This is a genomic window from Synechococcus sp. GEYO, assembly GCF_900473955.1.
GTDB lineage: Bacteria > Cyanobacteriota > Cyanobacteriia > PCC-6307 > Cyanobiaceae > Synechococcus_C.
On sequence record NZ_UCNL01000008.1, the window covers coordinates 217,150 to 233,179 of the forward strand.

The 16,030-nt window shown below is 56.3% G+C and carries 13 protein-coding genes; 3 read left to right on the forward strand and 10 right to left on the reverse strand.

Annotation, left to right across the window (positions count from 1 at the left end; genetic code table 11):
- Positions 1-15: 15 nt before the first annotated feature.
- Positions 16-744, forward strand: coding sequence for an SDR family NAD(P)-dependent oxidoreductase (locus tag DXY37_RS08320; RefSeq protein ID WP_115126209.1), 729 nt, complete (start codon positions 16-18; stop codon positions 742-744).
- On the opposite strand, the gene DXY37_RS08325 is transcribed toward DXY37_RS08320, so the two are convergent.
- Positions 726-1,133 carry a DUF2237 family protein gene (locus DXY37_RS08325; protein WP_115126210.1) on the reverse strand — a complete coding sequence of 136 codons (408 nt, stop codon included), beginning with the start codon at positions 1,131-1,133 and terminating at the stop codon, positions 726-728. The genes DXY37_RS08320 and DXY37_RS08325 overlap by 19 nt on opposite strands.
- Positions 1,134-1,244: 111 nt before the next feature.
- Between DXY37_RS08325 and DXY37_RS08330 the strand changes: the two genes are divergently transcribed.
- Positions 1,245-1,475, forward strand: coding sequence for a hypothetical protein (locus DXY37_RS08330; RefSeq protein WP_066907493.1), 231 nt, complete (start codon positions 1,245-1,247; stop codon positions 1,473-1,475).
- A gap of 27 nt (positions 1,476-1,502) precedes the next feature.
- Here DXY37_RS08330 and DXY37_RS08335 read toward each other — a convergent pair whose 3' ends face one another.
- From DXY37_RS08335 to DXY37_RS08345, 3 genes are all read right to left on the reverse strand, one after another.
- Positions 1,503-1,775, reverse strand: coding sequence for a DUF4090 family protein (locus DXY37_RS08335; protein WP_067095077.1), 273 nt, complete (start codon positions 1,773-1,775; stop codon positions 1,503-1,505).
- A gap of 45 nt (positions 1,776-1,820) precedes the next feature.
- Positions 1,821-5,447, reverse strand: a complete 3,627-nt coding sequence (gene metH / locus DXY37_RS08340; RefSeq protein ID WP_115126488.1) for a methionine synthase — start codon at positions 5,445-5,447, stop codon at positions 1,821-1,823.
- Between the two features lie 84 nt (positions 5,448-5,531).
- On the reverse strand, positions 5,532-6,449 hold the full coding sequence (locus DXY37_RS08345; RefSeq protein WP_115126211.1) for a branched-chain amino acid transaminase: 918 nt from the start codon (positions 6,447-6,449) through the stop codon (positions 5,532-5,534).
- Positions 6,450-6,521: 72 nt separating this feature from the next.
- Between DXY37_RS08345 and cobN the strand changes: the two genes are divergently transcribed.
- Entirely contained in the window at positions 6,522-10,295 is a 3,774-nt protein-coding gene (cobN, locus tag DXY37_RS08350) for a cobaltochelatase subunit CobN (protein ID WP_115126212.1), read from the forward strand.
- Between the two features lie 9 nt (positions 10,296-10,304).
- On the opposite strand, the gene DXY37_RS08355 is transcribed toward cobN, so the two are convergent.
- The 6 genes from DXY37_RS08355 to uvrC are packed head-to-tail and all read right to left on the reverse strand — an operon-like array spanning position 10,305 to position 15,978.
- Entirely contained in the window at positions 10,305-10,865 is a 561-nt protein-coding gene (locus DXY37_RS08355; RefSeq protein WP_115126213.1) for a hypothetical protein, read from the reverse strand.
- Positions 10,866-10,892: 27 nt separating this feature from the next.
- A complete protein-coding gene (locus DXY37_RS08360) occupies positions 10,893-11,549 on the reverse strand; it encodes a PHP domain-containing protein (RefSeq protein ID WP_115126214.1) in 657 nt (218 codons plus the stop codon).
- Complete coding sequence (hemJ, locus tag DXY37_RS08365) at positions 11,539-12,198, reverse strand: protoporphyrinogen oxidase HemJ (protein WP_115126215.1); 660 nt, start codon at positions 12,196-12,198, stop codon at positions 11,539-11,541. Before hemJ ends, DXY37_RS08360 begins: the two co-directional genes overlap by 11 nt.
- Positions 12,199-12,233: 35 nt before the next feature.
- Entirely contained in the window at positions 12,234-13,721 is a 1,488-nt protein-coding gene (locus DXY37_RS08370) for a cryptochrome/photolyase family protein (protein WP_115126216.1), read from the reverse strand.
- 2 nt (positions 13,722-13,723) lie between these two features.
- Positions 13,724-13,990 (reverse strand): hypothetical protein, encoded by a 267-nt coding sequence (locus tag DXY37_RS08375; protein ID WP_115126489.1) that lies wholly within the window; start codon positions 13,988-13,990, stop codon positions 13,724-13,726.
- Positions 13,991-14,019: 29 nt separating this feature from the next.
- Positions 14,020-15,978 (reverse strand): excinuclease ABC subunit UvrC, encoded by a 1,959-nt coding sequence (uvrC, locus tag DXY37_RS08380; protein WP_115126217.1) that lies wholly within the window; start codon positions 15,976-15,978, stop codon positions 14,020-14,022.
- Positions 15,979-16,030 lie beyond the last annotated feature (52 nt).

Below are 16,030 nucleotides of genomic sequence, written 5' to 3' on the forward strand. Positions count from 1 at the left end.
GGCGGCGCTGGAATCATGCCTGAAATGTGCACCGATAGCTGGCAGGGACGAGCTCTCGTTGTCGGAGGTGGCGGCATCGGGCGGGCATTGAGCACGGAACTGGCACGGCGCCAGTCTTCCCTGCTGGTGACGCTGGCGACGCGTCACCCGATGTCGGATGAGGAATGGACGGTTGACCTGCAGTGCAAGGACAGTCTCAGCTCACTGACCGAACAACTCAAGGCTGACGGCCATCCTCTGAGAGTTGTGATCAACGCGACTGGACGTCTCCACTGCCCCTCCTATCAACCTGAAAAGCGACTGCAACATGCCGAGCAATCTGCGTTGCTCGACTCGTTCGCGATCAACGCGGCTGGTCCACTGCTACTAGCCAAGGCAGTCGAGCCTGTTCTGAGCAGGGACTCACCCTTTCACTTCGCCAGCCTGAGTGCCAGGGTAGGAAGCATTGGCGATAACCGCAGCGGTGGCTGGTACGCCTATCGCGGCGCCAAGGCAGCCCAGAACATGATGTTGCGCTGCCTGAGTCTTGAGTGGGGTCGTCGTCTGCCACTGGCGACGGTGACTCTTTTGCACCCTGGAACCACAGACACAGCCCTTTCGCAGCCTTTTCAGAGCTTTGTACCGAAGGAGAAGTTGTTTAGCCCTGAAAGGGCAGCTGGGCATCTCCTGGATGTCCTGCTGGGTCAGACACCATCTGACAGCGGTCGATTCCTCGCGTGGGATGGTCAGGACATTCCCTGGTGAGCATGCTCTCGCAGAATCTCCAGTGGAATGATTTCAACCGTGCTGCTCTCAGTGGAGTTCAACAGAACCGGCGGAGCCATTCCATCCTCATGCGCCTCCTTCCAGCGAGGCGCACAGACACACCAGTGATCTCCAGGTTGAAGACCAGGAAAACTAAACTCAGGCATCGGGGTGCTCAGATCATTGCCCTGAGCCTTGCTGTAGCTGAGAAAGCTTTCGGTCATCACGCAACAGACGCTGTGACGTCCAAGATCGCCCACATCGGTTCGACAATGTCCATCTCTGAACCAACCAGTCATGGGCTGACAACTGCACACGTCCAGAGGCTTACCCAGAACATTCAGATCACTGGCCTGGACTTCGGTTTCGGGAAATGGTTCAGAGCTCATTGCGCCATGGAATCCATGAGGAGTCTGCCGAAGGACTGGCACATTGCGCGACAAGATGGTTGACGGATCCCGGGGGCGAGGCGTTAAAGGTCAATCAGTTATGCCTCCTCAATGGATTGGGAGTTCACTGAAGACGCAGCGTTCCTCGCACTCTGCGACGCCTTCCGCGAAAGCGGGGAATCATCGGCGATTGAGTTCCTCGCCAATGGTGAGGGTGCATTCCACTTTCAGGACCTGTCTCAGAATGCTGCTGGAGAGGGGATCGACCTCAGCGAATCCAGCGCCCTCGAGGAATTTCAACAAGAAGTGATCGACACGATGGAGAAGCTCTGCCAGGAATGATCCGCAGAGCTCCATCAGCGCTTTGGGTCAGCCGTAGAAGAAGCTGATCTCCTTAGCCTTCAAACCCTCCCATCCAGCATCGATCAGGCGCTGATTCAGCGTCTCCTGGTCGAAGTGCTTGGCGCCTGTCTTGACCACTCGATTGCGCATCGACTTGCGGACCCCGCTGCGCTTGCGCTGGCTTTCAAGGGTCATCACTTCCCTGTAAAGCGTCAGCATTTGAGCAGGCAGTGGTGATCCATCCAGATCGATCCCTGCATTGATCGCTTCATCGATGGCGCCGGGCCCACTGAGATCCATGGTGATGCGGTTGATGAAAGTTGCAGTCTGCAGCAGTGATCCTGCTTAAGCGCTGAAGTAGCGGGCTTTGCTGTGCAAAGCCACCAATGCCGTGGTGCTTTGTTCTGGATGAAGCTGGTCGCCCTCATCCATGCTCAGCCCGACACGGTCAGCGCCAAGCCACATCAGCTGTTGGCGTGAATCTGCAACGTTGGGACACGCCGGATAGCCAAAGGAGTAACGACTGCCCCGGTAGCGCTGGGCCAACACATCCTTGAGCTGCATGCTTTCAGGATCTGCAAATCCGCATTCACGCCTCACGCGGGCATGGGTCCATTCGGCAAGAGCTTCGGCCATCTGGACGGCGAGTCCATGGAAGAACAGGTAGTCGCTGTAGGAATCAGCCTCGAAAAGCTGTTGAGCAAAGACAGAGGCCTGTTCCCCCATGGTGACGGCTTGCATCGGCAAAACATCGCTGGGACCGCCGTCAACGAGATCTCGGTAGAAATCGGCAATGCAATAGCGATTACCGCCACGCTGGCGTGGCACAGAAAAACGTCCGAGCTGACGTGATCCGTCCGGGTCAAAAACAACAACATCGTTGCCTTCACGTCCGCAGGGGAAATAGCCATAGGCCACAGCAGGATGCAAAAGGCTTTCGTCGATTGAGCGTTGAAGCCAGGCCTGAAGAACGGGTTCTGCCTTGGCTTGCAGATCAGCCTCATAGTCTTCCCTTGACTGGCCTTTGACCTTGCGCATCTGCCACTGTCCGGCAAACAGAGCCTGTCGGTCGAGATAGGCCATCACCTCAGGCAGAGGTATTTCAGCGTCACCCTTCAACACTTTTGGACCCAGGAACAAAGGCTGAATGGCCGCTTCCTCAGGAACTGTGTCTGAGCGATCGAAACTGACCGGCACCGGTTCGGCCTTGACCTCCTTTCCGTCTTCACTCAGCTTCGAATCGTCGGAGGTGGCTGGGTCGGATTGCGAACCTGATTCACCTCCAAGGGTGAGTCCCTCAGGGGTCCCATTCAGAAAGCCTTTTTCGTTATCCCAGGCGTCGGACTGACGGGCATCCACAAAGGCATCCATGAAACGCAGATCTGTAAATGCGTCTCTTCCGTAGAGAACTTTGCCGTTGTAAACCTCACTGCAATCCTTGTTGACAAACCTTGGAGTCAAAGCAGCTCCACCCAGAACCACTGGAACGTTGATTCCAGCTTCATTGAAAGCAGAAAGATTGTCTTTCATGAATGCGGTGGATTTCACAAGAAGGCCACTCATGGCGATGCAGTCAGCTTGATGCTGTTCTTGAGCAGCAATAATGGCTCCAACGTCTTGCTTAATGCCTAAATTAATAACTTCATAGCCATTATTCGTGAGGATAATATCAACAAGATTTTTGCCAATATCATGAACATCTCCCTTCACTGTGGCAATCAGGAACTTTGCCTTCGCCGACCGCTCGCCATCGCTTTTCTCCATATGTGGCTCGAGAAACGCAACAGCTGATTTCATCGTTTCAGCAGATTGCAAAACGAACGGAAGCTGCATTTGACCAGAACCAAATAATTCACCAACAACCTTCATCCCATCAAGAAGAAAAGTATTAACAATCTCGAGCGGTTTGTAATTTTCAAGTCCCTCATTGAGAGCCTCATCAAGTCCGATCCGTTCTCCATCAATGATGTGCTGCTTGAGCCTTTCCTCGACGGGGAGATCGGCCAAAGAGGGCCCTGAGGAGCGGGCCTCTTTCGTGCTGACACCCTCAAACAGTGTGGTGAGCTCTGTGAGTGGGTCATAGATGCAGACGTCGCCATCAAAACGTCGAGAATCCTTGATCAGATCACGACAAACCTGCTGGTGACCCTCCTCAATCTTGATCAAGGGAAGAATCTTCGCAGGAGAAACAATCGCAGCATCCATCCCTGCCTCACAGCAGTCATGGAGGAAAACTGAATTCAACGTAATCCTGGCGGCAGGAGAAAGTCCGAAGCTGACATTCGAGACACCGAGCACAACATGAACACCAGGGAGTTCACTGCGAATCCGACGAATTGCTTCAATTGTTTCGATTGCATTGCGGCGATCCTCTTCAATTCCTGTTGAAATTGGCAACGCGAGCGGGTCGTAAAAAATCTCTCGAGCTGGGATCCCAAACTCAACAGCATCTCTGTAGGCACGTTTTGCAATAGCGACTTTTTTTTCAGCCGTTCGCGCCATGCCGTCCTCGTCAATGGTGCCAATCACCACAGCTGCGCCGTAACGACGAGCCAGTTCAAGCACTTTGAAAAAACGCTCATCGCCATCCTCATAATTCGTGGAATTGAGGATGCATTTGCCGCCGGCAACTTTCAGTCCTGCTTCCATTTTCTGCCACTCAGTTGAGTCGAGCATCAGTGGCAGATTCACATTGGTGACCACACGGGTCACCAGTTCATGCATGTCTTTCTCGCCGTCGCGGCCCACATAGTCGACATTCACGTCGAGAACATGAGCGTTCTCCTTCACCTGCCCACGTGCAAGACCAACAAGGCCATCCCAATCCTCTTCATTCAGCAGTTCACGGACCTTTTTGGACCCGCTCGCATTCAATCGCTCGCCGATGATCAGGAAGGAGTTGTCCTGGAAATAGGGCGTGGCTCCGTACAGCGATGCTGCTGCCGGCTCATAGCCCAGCTGCTGTCGTTCAAGGTGGTGCGTCCTCACCTGCCGGTCGGCGGGTTTCAGTTCATCGGAGATTTCTGATAGCGCTTTGATGTGGGCTGGTGTGGTGCCACAGCAGCCGCCAATCACCTGAACACCCAGATCCTCCACGAAATGCATGAGTTGCATCTTCAGCTCAATGGGAGTGAGCCTGTAATGGGCAACGCCGCCGATGTTCTCCGGAAGTCCGGCATTGGGAATGCAGCTCACCACAAAGGGCGAGTACTCGGCCAGATATTTGATGTGCTCCTTCATCTGCTCAGGACCGGTCGCACAGTTCAAACCGAGAACATCGATCGGAAATGGTTCGAGAATTGAAACCACGGCTGCAATATCCGAGCCAACCAACATGGTTCCTGTGGTCTCCATCGTCACGGAGACCATCAATGGGCGACGTTCGCCGCTGGCTTCAAAGGCATCCTCAACGCCCTGAAGTGCTGCCTTGATCTGTAGAACGTCCTGACAGGTCTCGATGATGAACAGATCCACATCGCCGGCAATCAGGCCTGCCGCCTGATCTCGGAAGGAAGCCCTCAGTGTGTCGAAATCAATGTGGCCGAGGGTCGGGAGCTTGGTGGTCGGCCCCATGGACCCCGCGACAAAGCGAGGCTTCTCAGTAGTGCTGTATTCATCTGCGATCTCACGTGCCAGTTCCGCTGCACGTTTGTTGAGAACGAAAGCCTGATCCTCAAGGTCGTATTCCGCCAGCACCACGGACGCTGCACCGAAGGTGTCGGTCTCGATCACATCACAACCAGCCTCCAGAAACTGGCGATGCACAGCCTGAACCGCGTCAGGACGAGTGATGACGAGGTTTTCGTTGCAACCCTCGAGAACTTCACCACCGAAATCCGCCGCAGAGAGATCCATCTGCTGCAGAGATGTACCCGTGGCACCGTCGAACACCAACACCGGCCGACTGGGGTCGTGCAGACGCTTGAGGAAGCGAGACGATTCAGTGATGGACTTCGTCTGAACTGCCTGCATCACCACTGGATCGGTCAGGTCATCCTAAGAAATGCTGGGCTCAGATTCCCGTTGCTGGTGCGTTGGATACAAACGGTGGCCGGCTTAGCGCTCCAGTTCAATTCGGGTGACCCAGTGGGCGTACTGCTCGTCGCGCCCCTCGGTGATGGCAACCAGCTTGGATCGAAGCGCTTCCATCAACGGTCTCTGCTGTGAAAGAACCGTTGATTCCAGCTGGCGAATCGGAGTGATCTTGGCCGCTGTTCCAGTCAAGAACACCTCATCAGCAATGAACAGCTCGGTCTTGTCGACTGGCCGCTCGATCACCTCAATCCCCATGCCCCTGGCCAGTTCGATCACGCTCGCCCGTGTGATGCCTTCGAGGATGTCCTGATCCACACCCGGAGTGATCAGTTGGCCGTCACGGACGATGAACAGGTTCATTCCACTGGCCTCGCTGACCTTGCCGCGGGTGTTCATCAGCAAAGCTTCGTCAAAACCACTGGCGACGGCCTCTGATTTGGCCAACGAACTGGTGATGTAGGCACCGCTGATCTTTCCGCGTAAGGGAAGGGAGCGATCTTCCTGACGGGTCCAGCTGCTAATCCGACAACTCACTCCATCCGGAGAGAGATAGTCACCCAGCTCCAGCCCATAGATCAGAAAATCGGTCTCAATGTTGTGCAGTCGTGGCGCGATGCCGAGATCACTCGTGTACACGAATGGCCTCAGATAAATCGGTGTAGTGGGCTTGTTGGCATGAAGCATGGCTGTGAGAGCTTCCATCACGGTCTCTTCACTGAGATCAGCCAGTAACAGATGGGCGCTCTGAGACAACCGACGTGCATGACGGTCAGCACGGAATAAGAGCATTCCTCCAGGTTTGATCGGGTCGGGAATGGCCCGCATCCCACCAAAGGCTCCAGTTCCGTAGTGCAATGCATGCGTCGCCACCGACACCTTGGCGTCCTCAAAAGGAACGCAGCGTCCCTGGAACCAGGCGTAGGGAAGGAACTGATGCATCGCTGAGGGTCCGTTGACCAGATCTTCTCACCCGTCAGTTCCCGATTGTCCTGCGCTCTGGAGAATGGGGACATGCATCGCCTAAGCAGCCTGCCGGGGGCCGACACCGATGGGCCGATCTCCTACGTGGAGCAACCCACTGCACCGGTCTTGTTTCTGACCAGCGCCAGCTCGGACATCTCTGCCCTAGCAAGGGTTCTAGACACGCAGACGAAACCGATCTGGCAAGACGGAATCCGTGCGCTGCCGCTGGATGCCCTGTCCCATCCGGCTCAGATCGATCATTACCTGGCCCTTTGCACCGATAAGACGCAACTGATCGTGATCAGATTGCTCGGAGGTCGTGGTCACTGGTCCTATGGCCTTGAACAGTGCTGCTCATGGCTTGCGAAACAGAAGGGTCGGCAACTGCTTGTTTTGGCTGGCACGCCTGAACAGGAGCGTGAACTCCATCCACTCAGCAGTCAGCCTGATCACCTCTGTGATGCCATGGCAAGGCTGCTGCGCGAAGGAGGAGCAGACAACCTGCAGCGTTGGCTCGACGGTCTGGAATGGATCCTGTCCACGGCTTCAGGCGAGACGTCTGCCATCGATGCACCGTCATTGACGCTAACGGCCAGCCCCGACCCTGACCCCTACGACTGGCGACAGGAAGAAGGACCGACAATCGGCGTGCTTCTCTACCGCGCCCATCGCCAATCAGCGGATGTTCGCTGGTGCGATGTTCTGCTCAAAACCCTGCGAGCGTATGGACTGGTGCCCAAGGCACTCTGGGTGAGCAGCCTGCGTGATCCTGCCGTTCAGCGGGCTGTGAAGGATCTGTACCGGCAACAGGCCGTGGAGCTGGTGATCACCTCGACGTCATTCGCATCTGTTCAGTTTTCGGAAGCAGGACTGGGTGCACCCCTCTGGGATGACCTGGATCGTCCCGTTCTGCAGATGCTGAGCTCCGGACGTTCCCGTGAGCGCTGGCAGGACTCGTTTCAAGGCCTTGATCCCGTTGATCTATCCCTTCAGGTTGTGCTGCCGGAGTTGGATGGTCGCATCACAACGCGGATCGGCGCCTTCCGCGAAGTGGACCACGCGGATGAGCGTTTGTGCACAGCGGTTAAACGCCTGGAGCCTGATGGCGCTGGGCTGAACTGGATTGCTGAGCATGCCAGGGCCTGGGTCGACTTGCGATCCACACAGGCCGAACAGCGCTCAGTGGCACTGGTCCTGGCGAATTACCCTCTCAGAAACGGTCGCCTGGCCAATGGCGTGGGTCTGGATACGCCCGCCAGTTGTCTCAACATCCTGCGCTGGCTGCGCGATGACGGATTCAATCTCGGTGAACAGCCTCTACCGAAGGATCCTGATCTGTTGATCCAACAGATTCTCAACGCTCGTACGAACGATCCAGAAAGTCAGATCAGGCCACCGCTCACCCATCTGCCGCTTTCTCACTATCAGCGCTGGTGGTCATCGTTGCCTGAGGCCGCCAAGTTGCCGATTCTGGATCATTGGGGTGAACCAGAGCATGCTGTTGATCTTGAGCCGCTTGGCTTCGCCATCCATGGTGTGCGATTCGGCCATGTTGTGGTTCTGGTCCAGCCCAGTCGTGGTTACGACGCAGATCAGCTCAGTGATCTGCATTCTCCAGATCTTCCCCCTCCCCATCGCTATCTGGCTCAGTACCTCTGGCTACGGGAGATCCACCACTGTCAACTGATGCTGCATGTGGGGAAGCACGGCAGTGCGGAATGGCTGCCTGGCAAGTCAGTCGGTCTCAGTCCGTCTTGTGCCCCTGCGCTCGCACTGGGTGCCATCCCCCATCTTTATCCCTTCATCGTCAACGATCCAGGCGAAGGGTCACAGGCCAAACGCAGGGGGCATGCAGTGATTCTGGACCACCTCACACCTCCTCTCGGCAGGGCTGGACTGCATGGATCCATGCTGTCTCTGGAATCACTTCTGGACGAGTACATCGAAGCAAGGCAACTCGGTGCCTCCCGATGCGATCAGATCCAACAACAGCTGATCCAACTGCTGATCGATCTGAACTGGCCATCGATTGAGAGCTTCCTGTCGAGGCAGAGCTCATCAGCACAGATCGGTGACTTGTTCGAGCAGGTTGAGACCTACTTGTGTGAACTCAAAGAAGCACAGATCAGGACTGGCCTGCATCGGCTTGGGGACCATCCCCAACCAACCCAACTGGCTGAGTTGTTGCTGGCGATTGCTCGCTCCCCCACAGCTGATCGTCCTGGACTCACCCAGTGGATGAGCCGCAGTGTCGGCCTTGAATGCGATCCCTGGAAAGACGAGGACGGAGCTTTGTTATCTGACCAGGATCGACAAATCCTGGAACGCCATGGCTGCTATCAGCCTCGGCGACTCAGTGATGCGCTCGAGTGGATCGAGGCACAGGCTGAACGACTTCTCCTGCAGCTGATCGAGGCCGATGGATCGCAGCAGCACGACCAGGCCCCACCGCTGGATCATGTCTTTCAGAAACTACTCAGCTCAGAGCCACTACCCGGTCCACTCCAGTTCATCAAGACTGATCTCTGGCCTCGGTTGCAGCAATCCGCCAGTCATGAGCATCAGGCCGTCCTAGCGGCAGCGAGCGGTCGCCGGATCGCTAGCGGTCCTTCTGGCGCACCAACCCGTGGACGAGATGACGTTCTGCCGACGGGGCGAAACTTTTATTCCGTTGATCTGAGAGGTCTACCCACAGAAGCTGCATGGGATCTGGGTCGTCGCAGCGCGGAACAACTGCTGGATCTTTACGAACTAGAGGAGGGGGAACCCCTGCGGCACCTGGCGTTGTCGGTCTGGGGAACAGCCACCATGCGTAATGGAGGCGAAGACATCGCGCAGATGTTTGCCCTGCTTGGCGTGCGGCCCGTCTGGGATGGCCCAACTCGGCGCATGGTGGATCTTGAGTTGATTCCCTTGACCCTGATGGAGCGACCACGCGTGGATGTCACTCTGCGCATGTCGGGTCTGTTCAGGGATGCCTTTCCACAGCTGCTTGCCTGGGTCGATCGCGCCTTGTCCATGGTTGCTGGGCTTGAGGAGGCCGAGAGGGACAATCCCCTGGCAGCTCTCACTCGCAGCCGCGGACCTCAGGCCCGTCTGTTCGGATCCGCACCAGGCTCCTATGGCGCTGGCCTTCAGGCCCTGATCGACTCAGGTCAGTGGGAACGGCGTGATCAGCTTGGAGAGGCTTATCTGGCCTGGAGTTCCTGGAGCTATGACTCCGACGCGAAAGCCCATCACGACAGGGTGGGACTCGAACAGGCTCTTCAGGACGTTCAGGTTGTGCTGCACAACCAAGACAACAGGGAACACGACCTGTTGGATTCCGATGACTACTACCAGTTTCATGGGGGGTTGGCTGCAGCAGTAAACCGAGTAAGCGGCAACGATCCGAAATTGTTTTTCGCTGATCATTCCCGCAGCGAACGGTTGCGGATTCATCGACTGGATCGTGAGATCGACAAGGTCGTCCGCAGTCGGCTGCTCAACCCACGCTGGATCGAGGGGATGAAGCAGCACGGATACAAAGGGGCCTTCGAGATGGGGGCCAGCCTTGATTACCTGTTCGCCTACGACGCCACAACCGGTGCTGTCCCTGATTGGTGTTACAGCCAAATCGCTGAGCGTTGGCTGCTTGCTGCAGATGTCAGAGACTTCCTGTTGAAACGAAATCCCTGGGTCATGAGAGATATGGCAGAACGCTGTCTGGAAGCAGCCACAAGGGGGCTGTGGTCAGATGCCGATGGCATGTTGCTTGATGAGATCAGACGCGTGTTGCTCGACTCAGAGCGAGCGGTTGAAGGAGGAAACTTCGGCGTCTGAGACGAACAATTATTTGTTGAGGTCCCGGACCATCGAAAGGAACGGATCGATTGAACCGGGCTTGTTGCTCTTCTGAGAACCTGAAGTGGACGCTTTCGGTTCCTCTTTGGGTTTGAGCTCTTGCTTACGGGCCAGAGGAGCCGCATCCGGGGCAGCCTTGGCGTTCACTCCTGCTTGGATCAAGGCATTTCCTTTGAGTCTCTGATCCAGTTCTGACTGGGTCATCGTTTCAGCAAAGGTTTTCTTCACCGGCTTGGGAATGCCGTCTTGGATGACCCTGGTCACCTCCTCTTTGACCTTGGTTCCACCAAGCCCTTCAGTGCGCTTGTCGACCGTGAGGTCCATCGCATCGACCTCGGTGACCAGTTCCTTACCTCCTGGACTATCGAGTGTTCCAGGGAAAGTCCGCCGAATCGTTTTGGCTTCGCGCATGTAATCGCGATCTCCTAGCGACGAAGCGTTATCACTGTCTAGGAAGAAGGCTTCCGGCTTGGCTTTCTCTGCCTTTGGACCCGATTGAGGGTCGTTTTGATCCGAGCTGGAATTAAGCAGACGATCGAAGAGGCCCATACCCGCAGACAGGGAAGTGCGTCGAACTTAGCGACCTTCTAGGTCAAAGCCGTGGCTGTCTGTTCCACACGTACGCAAAAGGCCAAGGTTCTTCAAGCGACGATCAATGGCTTCACAGACCACTGGAGACCAACTCCAACGGGTTTGCATGTCGTAGTCGTACCAAGCTTCACCCCCATCAAATCCAAGTTCTGCAGCGGCATCAATCAGATCAGCGAAGCCAACTCTGTACCGGCCTGGATGGGCAAGAATCGCCAGCCCTCCGGCGTCATGAATCGCCTGACATACGCTGTCGGCTCTGAGGGCTTCTCCCACAGCTGCATCTCCACGGTTGTAAACAGCGAGTGACCTGTGGGCATGTTCGAAACCGAGGGCGAGCACGTGCACTAGGCAACCGCGCAGGATTGCGCTGATTTCCATACCGCTCCAGAGGTTGGGGACCGTCTCTCCAAGATCTCGCTGCTGCTTGAGCCAGTCCTGCATGGGTTGGAAGGACGCACTGGAATGGTGATCCGTCACAGCCAGTTGGGTCAGTCCCTTGGAGGACGCCTGCCGAATTAAGGCAAGAGGTTCAAGACTGCCGTCACTGCAGAGGGTATGGCAATGAAAATTGAACTGACCTGGACAGCTGTCAGGCCCAACTGTCTCCAGGACAGACCTCAGCGGATGGTGGTCAGCCGGCATGGGACGCCTTTGTTGAGGCGGCTTCGTTAGCTGCGGTGTTGCCTGCAGCTTCATGGGACGCAACCTCACTCGCTGCAGCCTCGCTTGCAGCAGACTCAGCCCGAAGCCGGCGCCAGCGGGCATAAAACTGGATGGAGCCCGCCATGAACACCACCAGAGCGACGATGAACCAAGTGGCAGCGCTAGTGGGGAACTGGGTCTTGAAGACCACCAGCATCACCACGATCACCAGCAACAATGTCGGCAGTTCATTCAGTGCCCTCAGCTGTTTTCCGTTCCAGCTGAAGGTGCCTGCCTGCAACTGACCCATTACTCGATAGCAGAAGGCGTGATAAGCCAGCAGCGCTGCCACAAAGGCAAGTTTGGCGTGCATCCAGCCCTGCTGAAGCCAGGCTGGCTGGGCAATCAACAAACAAATCGCCATCGAAACCGCAACCACCATCCCAGGGGTCGTGATGATGTTGGCGAGGCGCTTCTCCATCAAGCTGTATTGCTGCTGGAAGGGCACGCGCAGTTCTGGTTCCAGCTCTTCAGCTTCAACGTGATAAATGAACAACCTCACCAGATAGAAGAGGCCTGCAAACCAAACCACAACACCAACGATGTGGAGTGTTTTGAACCAGAGATAGGCCTCAGGGGGAAGCGACATCACAAGGAACGGTATGAATTGACCATAGGCAGGGTTCAGGTCATCGAGTCAAGGAATGCCTCAGCCCGGCGTTGATGAGACAGCAACACCTCTGGATCCATACGGTCCAGGTTGCGAGCCATCATCGCCAGCCGAAACTGACCACGGAAGAAGTCCTCGTGTGTCTTGATGAAACTCCAGAAAAGTCCATCCCAGATGTCGCACCACTCTCCTTTGCGGTAATCCGACATCTTGCGCACGTAATTCGAGCCGGAGAGATAGGGCTTGGTGGAAAAAAGGCCTCCATCAGCAAACTGACTCATGCCATACACATTCGGGACCATCACCCAGTCATAGGCATCGACGAACAGCTCCATGAACCAGCGGTAGACACGGTTGGGATGAAAGCCGCAAAGCAGCATCACATTGCCCAGCAGCATCAAACGCTCGATGTGATGGCAATAGCCAGTGTCCAGAGCGTGGTGAATGGCGTCATCGATTGGGGGCAGGCCGGTTGTGCCCAGGTAAAAGGCCTCGGGGATGGGCCTGTCATCGAAGTCCCAGAAATTGCCGGTGCGCATCTCCACCCCATGGCGCTTGTACATTGCGGCCATGAACTCACGCCAGCCGATGATCTGGCGAATGAAACCTTCAAGTGAATTGAGCGGCACATCCCCCTCAGCAGCCCGTTCAAGCGTGCGATCGAGAACCTGTTGAGGTGTCAAGAGACCGATATTGAGCATCGGCGTAAGCACGCTGTGCCACATCACCCGATGCTGTGTGTTGATGGCGTCCTCATAGGAGCCGAAATCTCTCAATCGCTGGCTGAGGAAGGTCTGAAGCCAGGCATCCGCTGACTTGTGATCCAGGGGATAGGCAAATAGATCCCAGCGACCGATCAACGGCAGATTTTCCTGTTCCAGCTCCTGACGTGACCGGTCCACTACAGCTGCTGAGCTGGCTGTTGGTTCCTGAGGAACAACGATTCCTTTGGGAAGCTTTTTGCGGTTGTCCGCATCAAAACTCCAACGACCTCCTACGGGGCCACCATCCACTTCAAGCAGAACATTCAGACGTTTGCGCTGCATCTCATAGAACTTGGCCATGAGCGGCTTGCGACCTGTGGCGAAGTGCTCGTTGATGACGGAATCCGGCGTCAGCAACATCGGAGTGGCAGTGATTGTGAGGTTGCAACCGTTCTGTTCTGCAAATCGATTCAGGCGCTGACTGAGCACGTCGTCGACAGGATCAGCCAGATGGAAGTGCTTGTAGCCCATGGCGAAGAGAGCCTGGAGATGTCCCTGCGTGTCAGGCGACTGCAGATGGCGACGTTCCAGCACAGTGAAGCCTCGTGCACGCAGGCCTTCTGCGTAGAGAGCCATGGAACATCGATGCAGCAACAGACGCTGACGGTGCACCTGCATCGGCCAGTGCGGATCCGTGCCAAAGAAGAGCGGATCCTCAATCAGCGCCACCGCCCGGCCTGTGTTCAGGCTTGGGTGATCAGCAAACAGCTGATGCGGATAGACAACGGTGAGCTCCAATCTCAGCCCTCCCCCGCCAGACGACACGCACGTCGTCCGATGGATGTGGCATAGGCCCTGTCCACCGGACCTGACATGGGGCTGAGCTGACCTGCCCTGCAGTTCATCACGACCTTTTCTCGATGGCCCAGCTGGTCGTTGAGTTTCAGCACGAGCTGCCAGTGATTCTTGGCGCTGCGTGTGATGTCATCCGCACAGACAGGCCCGGTGCAGAGTCCCGGTGAGGCGAAGACCGCGCAAGGGGAGACCAAACCGATCATCAGACCCATCACCAGTGCGGCCAATGTGAAAGCACGGATCATGGTGTCGAGGAGCCCGGGTCTGGAATCTGCCCATCCTGCTCTGCATCCTGATCAGGGTGGAAAAAACGATGGATATCTCTGGCCAGTGCCAGCCCGACACCTGGCGCCTGAGCGAGGGTCTCCACAGGTGCCAGCTGAATGGCGTCGATGGAATGGAAATGGGCCAACAGATCCTTCACCCGTTTAGGTCCAACACCAGGAATGTCAGACAGACGTGAACGTTTCATGCGCTCACCCCGTTGCTGTCGATGAAAGCTCACAGCAAAGCGGTGAGCTTCATCGCGAAGGCGACGCAGCAGAGCCACGCCGAGCTGATCGGGTTCACTCTCCAGCGGATGACTTTCACCTGGCAGAAAAATTTCCTCTCTCTGTTTGGCCAGAGAGCAGACGTTGAGATCCTCCTGCAGGTCCAGCTCTCTGAGAGCTTCCATCACCGCGGAGAGCTGACCTTTTCCGCCGTCAATCATCACCACATCAGGCCAATCGTTGAGACCATCGGTCTGCAGAGCACTTCCGCCTCTGTGTCGCAGAGCTCCGACATCGACGCCTTCAGCCTTGGCGCGTGCCCAGCGGCGGAAACGGCGCCGCATAATTTCAGCCATGGCCATGAAGTCGTCGCTGTGACCAGCCCTGATACTGCTGCTGCGGATCTTGTACTTGCGGTAGTGCTGCTTGGCGGGCAGCCCATCAATGAACACCACCTGGGATGCAACGGCATCGCTGCCCTGAATGTGACTGATGTCATAGCCCTCGATCCGTCGAGGCGGCGAAGGTAGTTCCAGAAGCTGAGCCAGATCTTCGGTGGCGAGCGCCTGTTGCTCCTGACCCTGTTTCGCCCGTTGGAGCTCATAGTCGGCATTGCGCTGGACCAGTTCAATCAGATCTGCCTTCTGTCGCTGCTTGGGGCAGTGAATCTGAACCTTGCGTTCGCGCTGTTCCGTCAGCCACTCCTCAAGCAAGGGCTGTTGGAGAAGTGGATGCTGCACCAACAGCTCAGGCGGGATCTCAACCGCATCCACCTGGCTGTAATGCTCCTCGATCACCCGCTGAAGGATCTGTCCGGGATCCTGATTACAGGCATCAGCCATATACCCGAGTCGACCAACGAGCTTTCCTGCACGCATTTGAAAGAGCTGAACAGCAGCAAGCCGTTCATCGGCCGCCATGGCAATAACATCACGGCTAACGGAAGCATCAGGCAGGCTCATTTTCTGATCTGCAGTGAGCTGATCGAGTCCCTTGAGCTGATCACGCACTTTTGCGGCTGCTTCGAAATCCAGTCGTTCGGCGTAACGCTCCATCTGTTGATGAAGGAGTTTCTGAAGCTCATCACTGCGCCCCTGAAAAACCATCGCCACCTTGCGCAGCGTGCGGTGGTAATCCTCTGAGCTGATTTTCTCCTGGCAAACACCAGGACAACGTCCGATGTTGTAATTCAGACAGGTGCGGTCCTGATGGAGTGGCCTGGGGCGTTGCCTGAGCGGGAACACCCGCTTCACGAGAAAGAGGGTTCGTCTCAGCAACCCCACATCCACATAGGGACCGTAGAAGCGATCCAACGGACTACGAAAACGTCGACGCCGGGTGATAAAAATTCTCGGGTAAGGCTCACTCCAGGTAATGCAGAGATAGGGGTATTTCTTGTCATCTTTGAGCAGCACATTGAAGTGCGGCTGTTGGTTCTTGATCAGGTTGGATTCCAACGCGAGAGCTTCTGCCTCGCTATCTGTCACGATGAATTCGATCTCACAGATCTGACGCACCATCAAGCGAATGCGCGGGCTCAGATCGTGGCGACTGCGGAAATAGCTACGCACCCTGCTGCGCAGACTCTTGGATTTGCCCACGTAAAGCACACGATCGTCAGCGTCACGCATCAGGTAGCAACCAGGTTCGGTCGGGATGTCCTTCAGCCGACGTTCCAGGCGATCAGGTTGCTCGAGCAGGGTGGGCATGCCGAGAATCTAGTGATGCCGGTGTGCATAGGATCCGGCCAGCTCCCGCTGA

Coding starts and splice junctions, on each gene's coding strand:
- metH (WP_115126488.1), bottom strand. CDS start 5,447: ATGCAGGCAGTTCAGACGAAGTCCATCACTGAATCGTCTCGCTTCCTC.
- DXY37_RS08355 (WP_115126213.1), bottom strand. CDS start 10,865: ATGGGCCTCTTCGATCGTCTGCTTAATTCCAGCTCGGATCAAAACGAC.
- DXY37_RS08345 (WP_115126211.1), bottom strand. CDS start 6,449: ATGCATCAGTTCCTTCCCTACGCCTGGTTCCAGGGACGCTGCGTTCCT.
- DXY37_RS08375 (WP_115126489.1), bottom strand. CDS start 13,990: ATGGGTCTGATGATCGGTTTGGTCTCCCCTTGCGCGGTCTTCGCCTCA.
- cobN (WP_115126212.1), top strand. CDS start 6,522: ATGCATCGCCTAAGCAGCCTGCCGGGGGCCGACACCGATGGGCCGATC.
- DXY37_RS08330 (WP_066907493.1), top strand. CDS start 1,245: ATGGATTGGGAGTTCACTGAAGACGCAGCGTTCCTCGCACTCTGCGAC.
- DXY37_RS08335 (WP_067095077.1), bottom strand. CDS start 1,775: ATGGATCTCAGTGGGCCCGGCGCCATCGATGAAGCGATCAATGCAGGG.
- hemJ (WP_115126215.1), bottom strand. CDS start 12,198: ATGTCGCTTCCCCCTGAGGCCTATCTCTGGTTCAAAACACTCCACATC.
- uvrC (WP_115126217.1), bottom strand. CDS start 15,978: ATGCCCACCCTGCTCGAGCAACCTGATCGCCTGGAACGTCGGCTGAAG.
- DXY37_RS08320 (WP_115126209.1), top strand. CDS start 16: ATGCCTGAAATGTGCACCGATAGCTGGCAGGGACGAGCTCTCGTTGTC.
- DXY37_RS08325 (WP_115126210.1), bottom strand. CDS start 1,133: ATGAGCTCTGAACCATTTCCCGAAACCGAAGTCCAGGCCAGTGATCTG.
- DXY37_RS08360 (WP_115126214.1), bottom strand. CDS start 11,549: ATGCCGGCTGACCACCATCCGCTGAGGTCTGTCCTGGAGACAGTTGGG.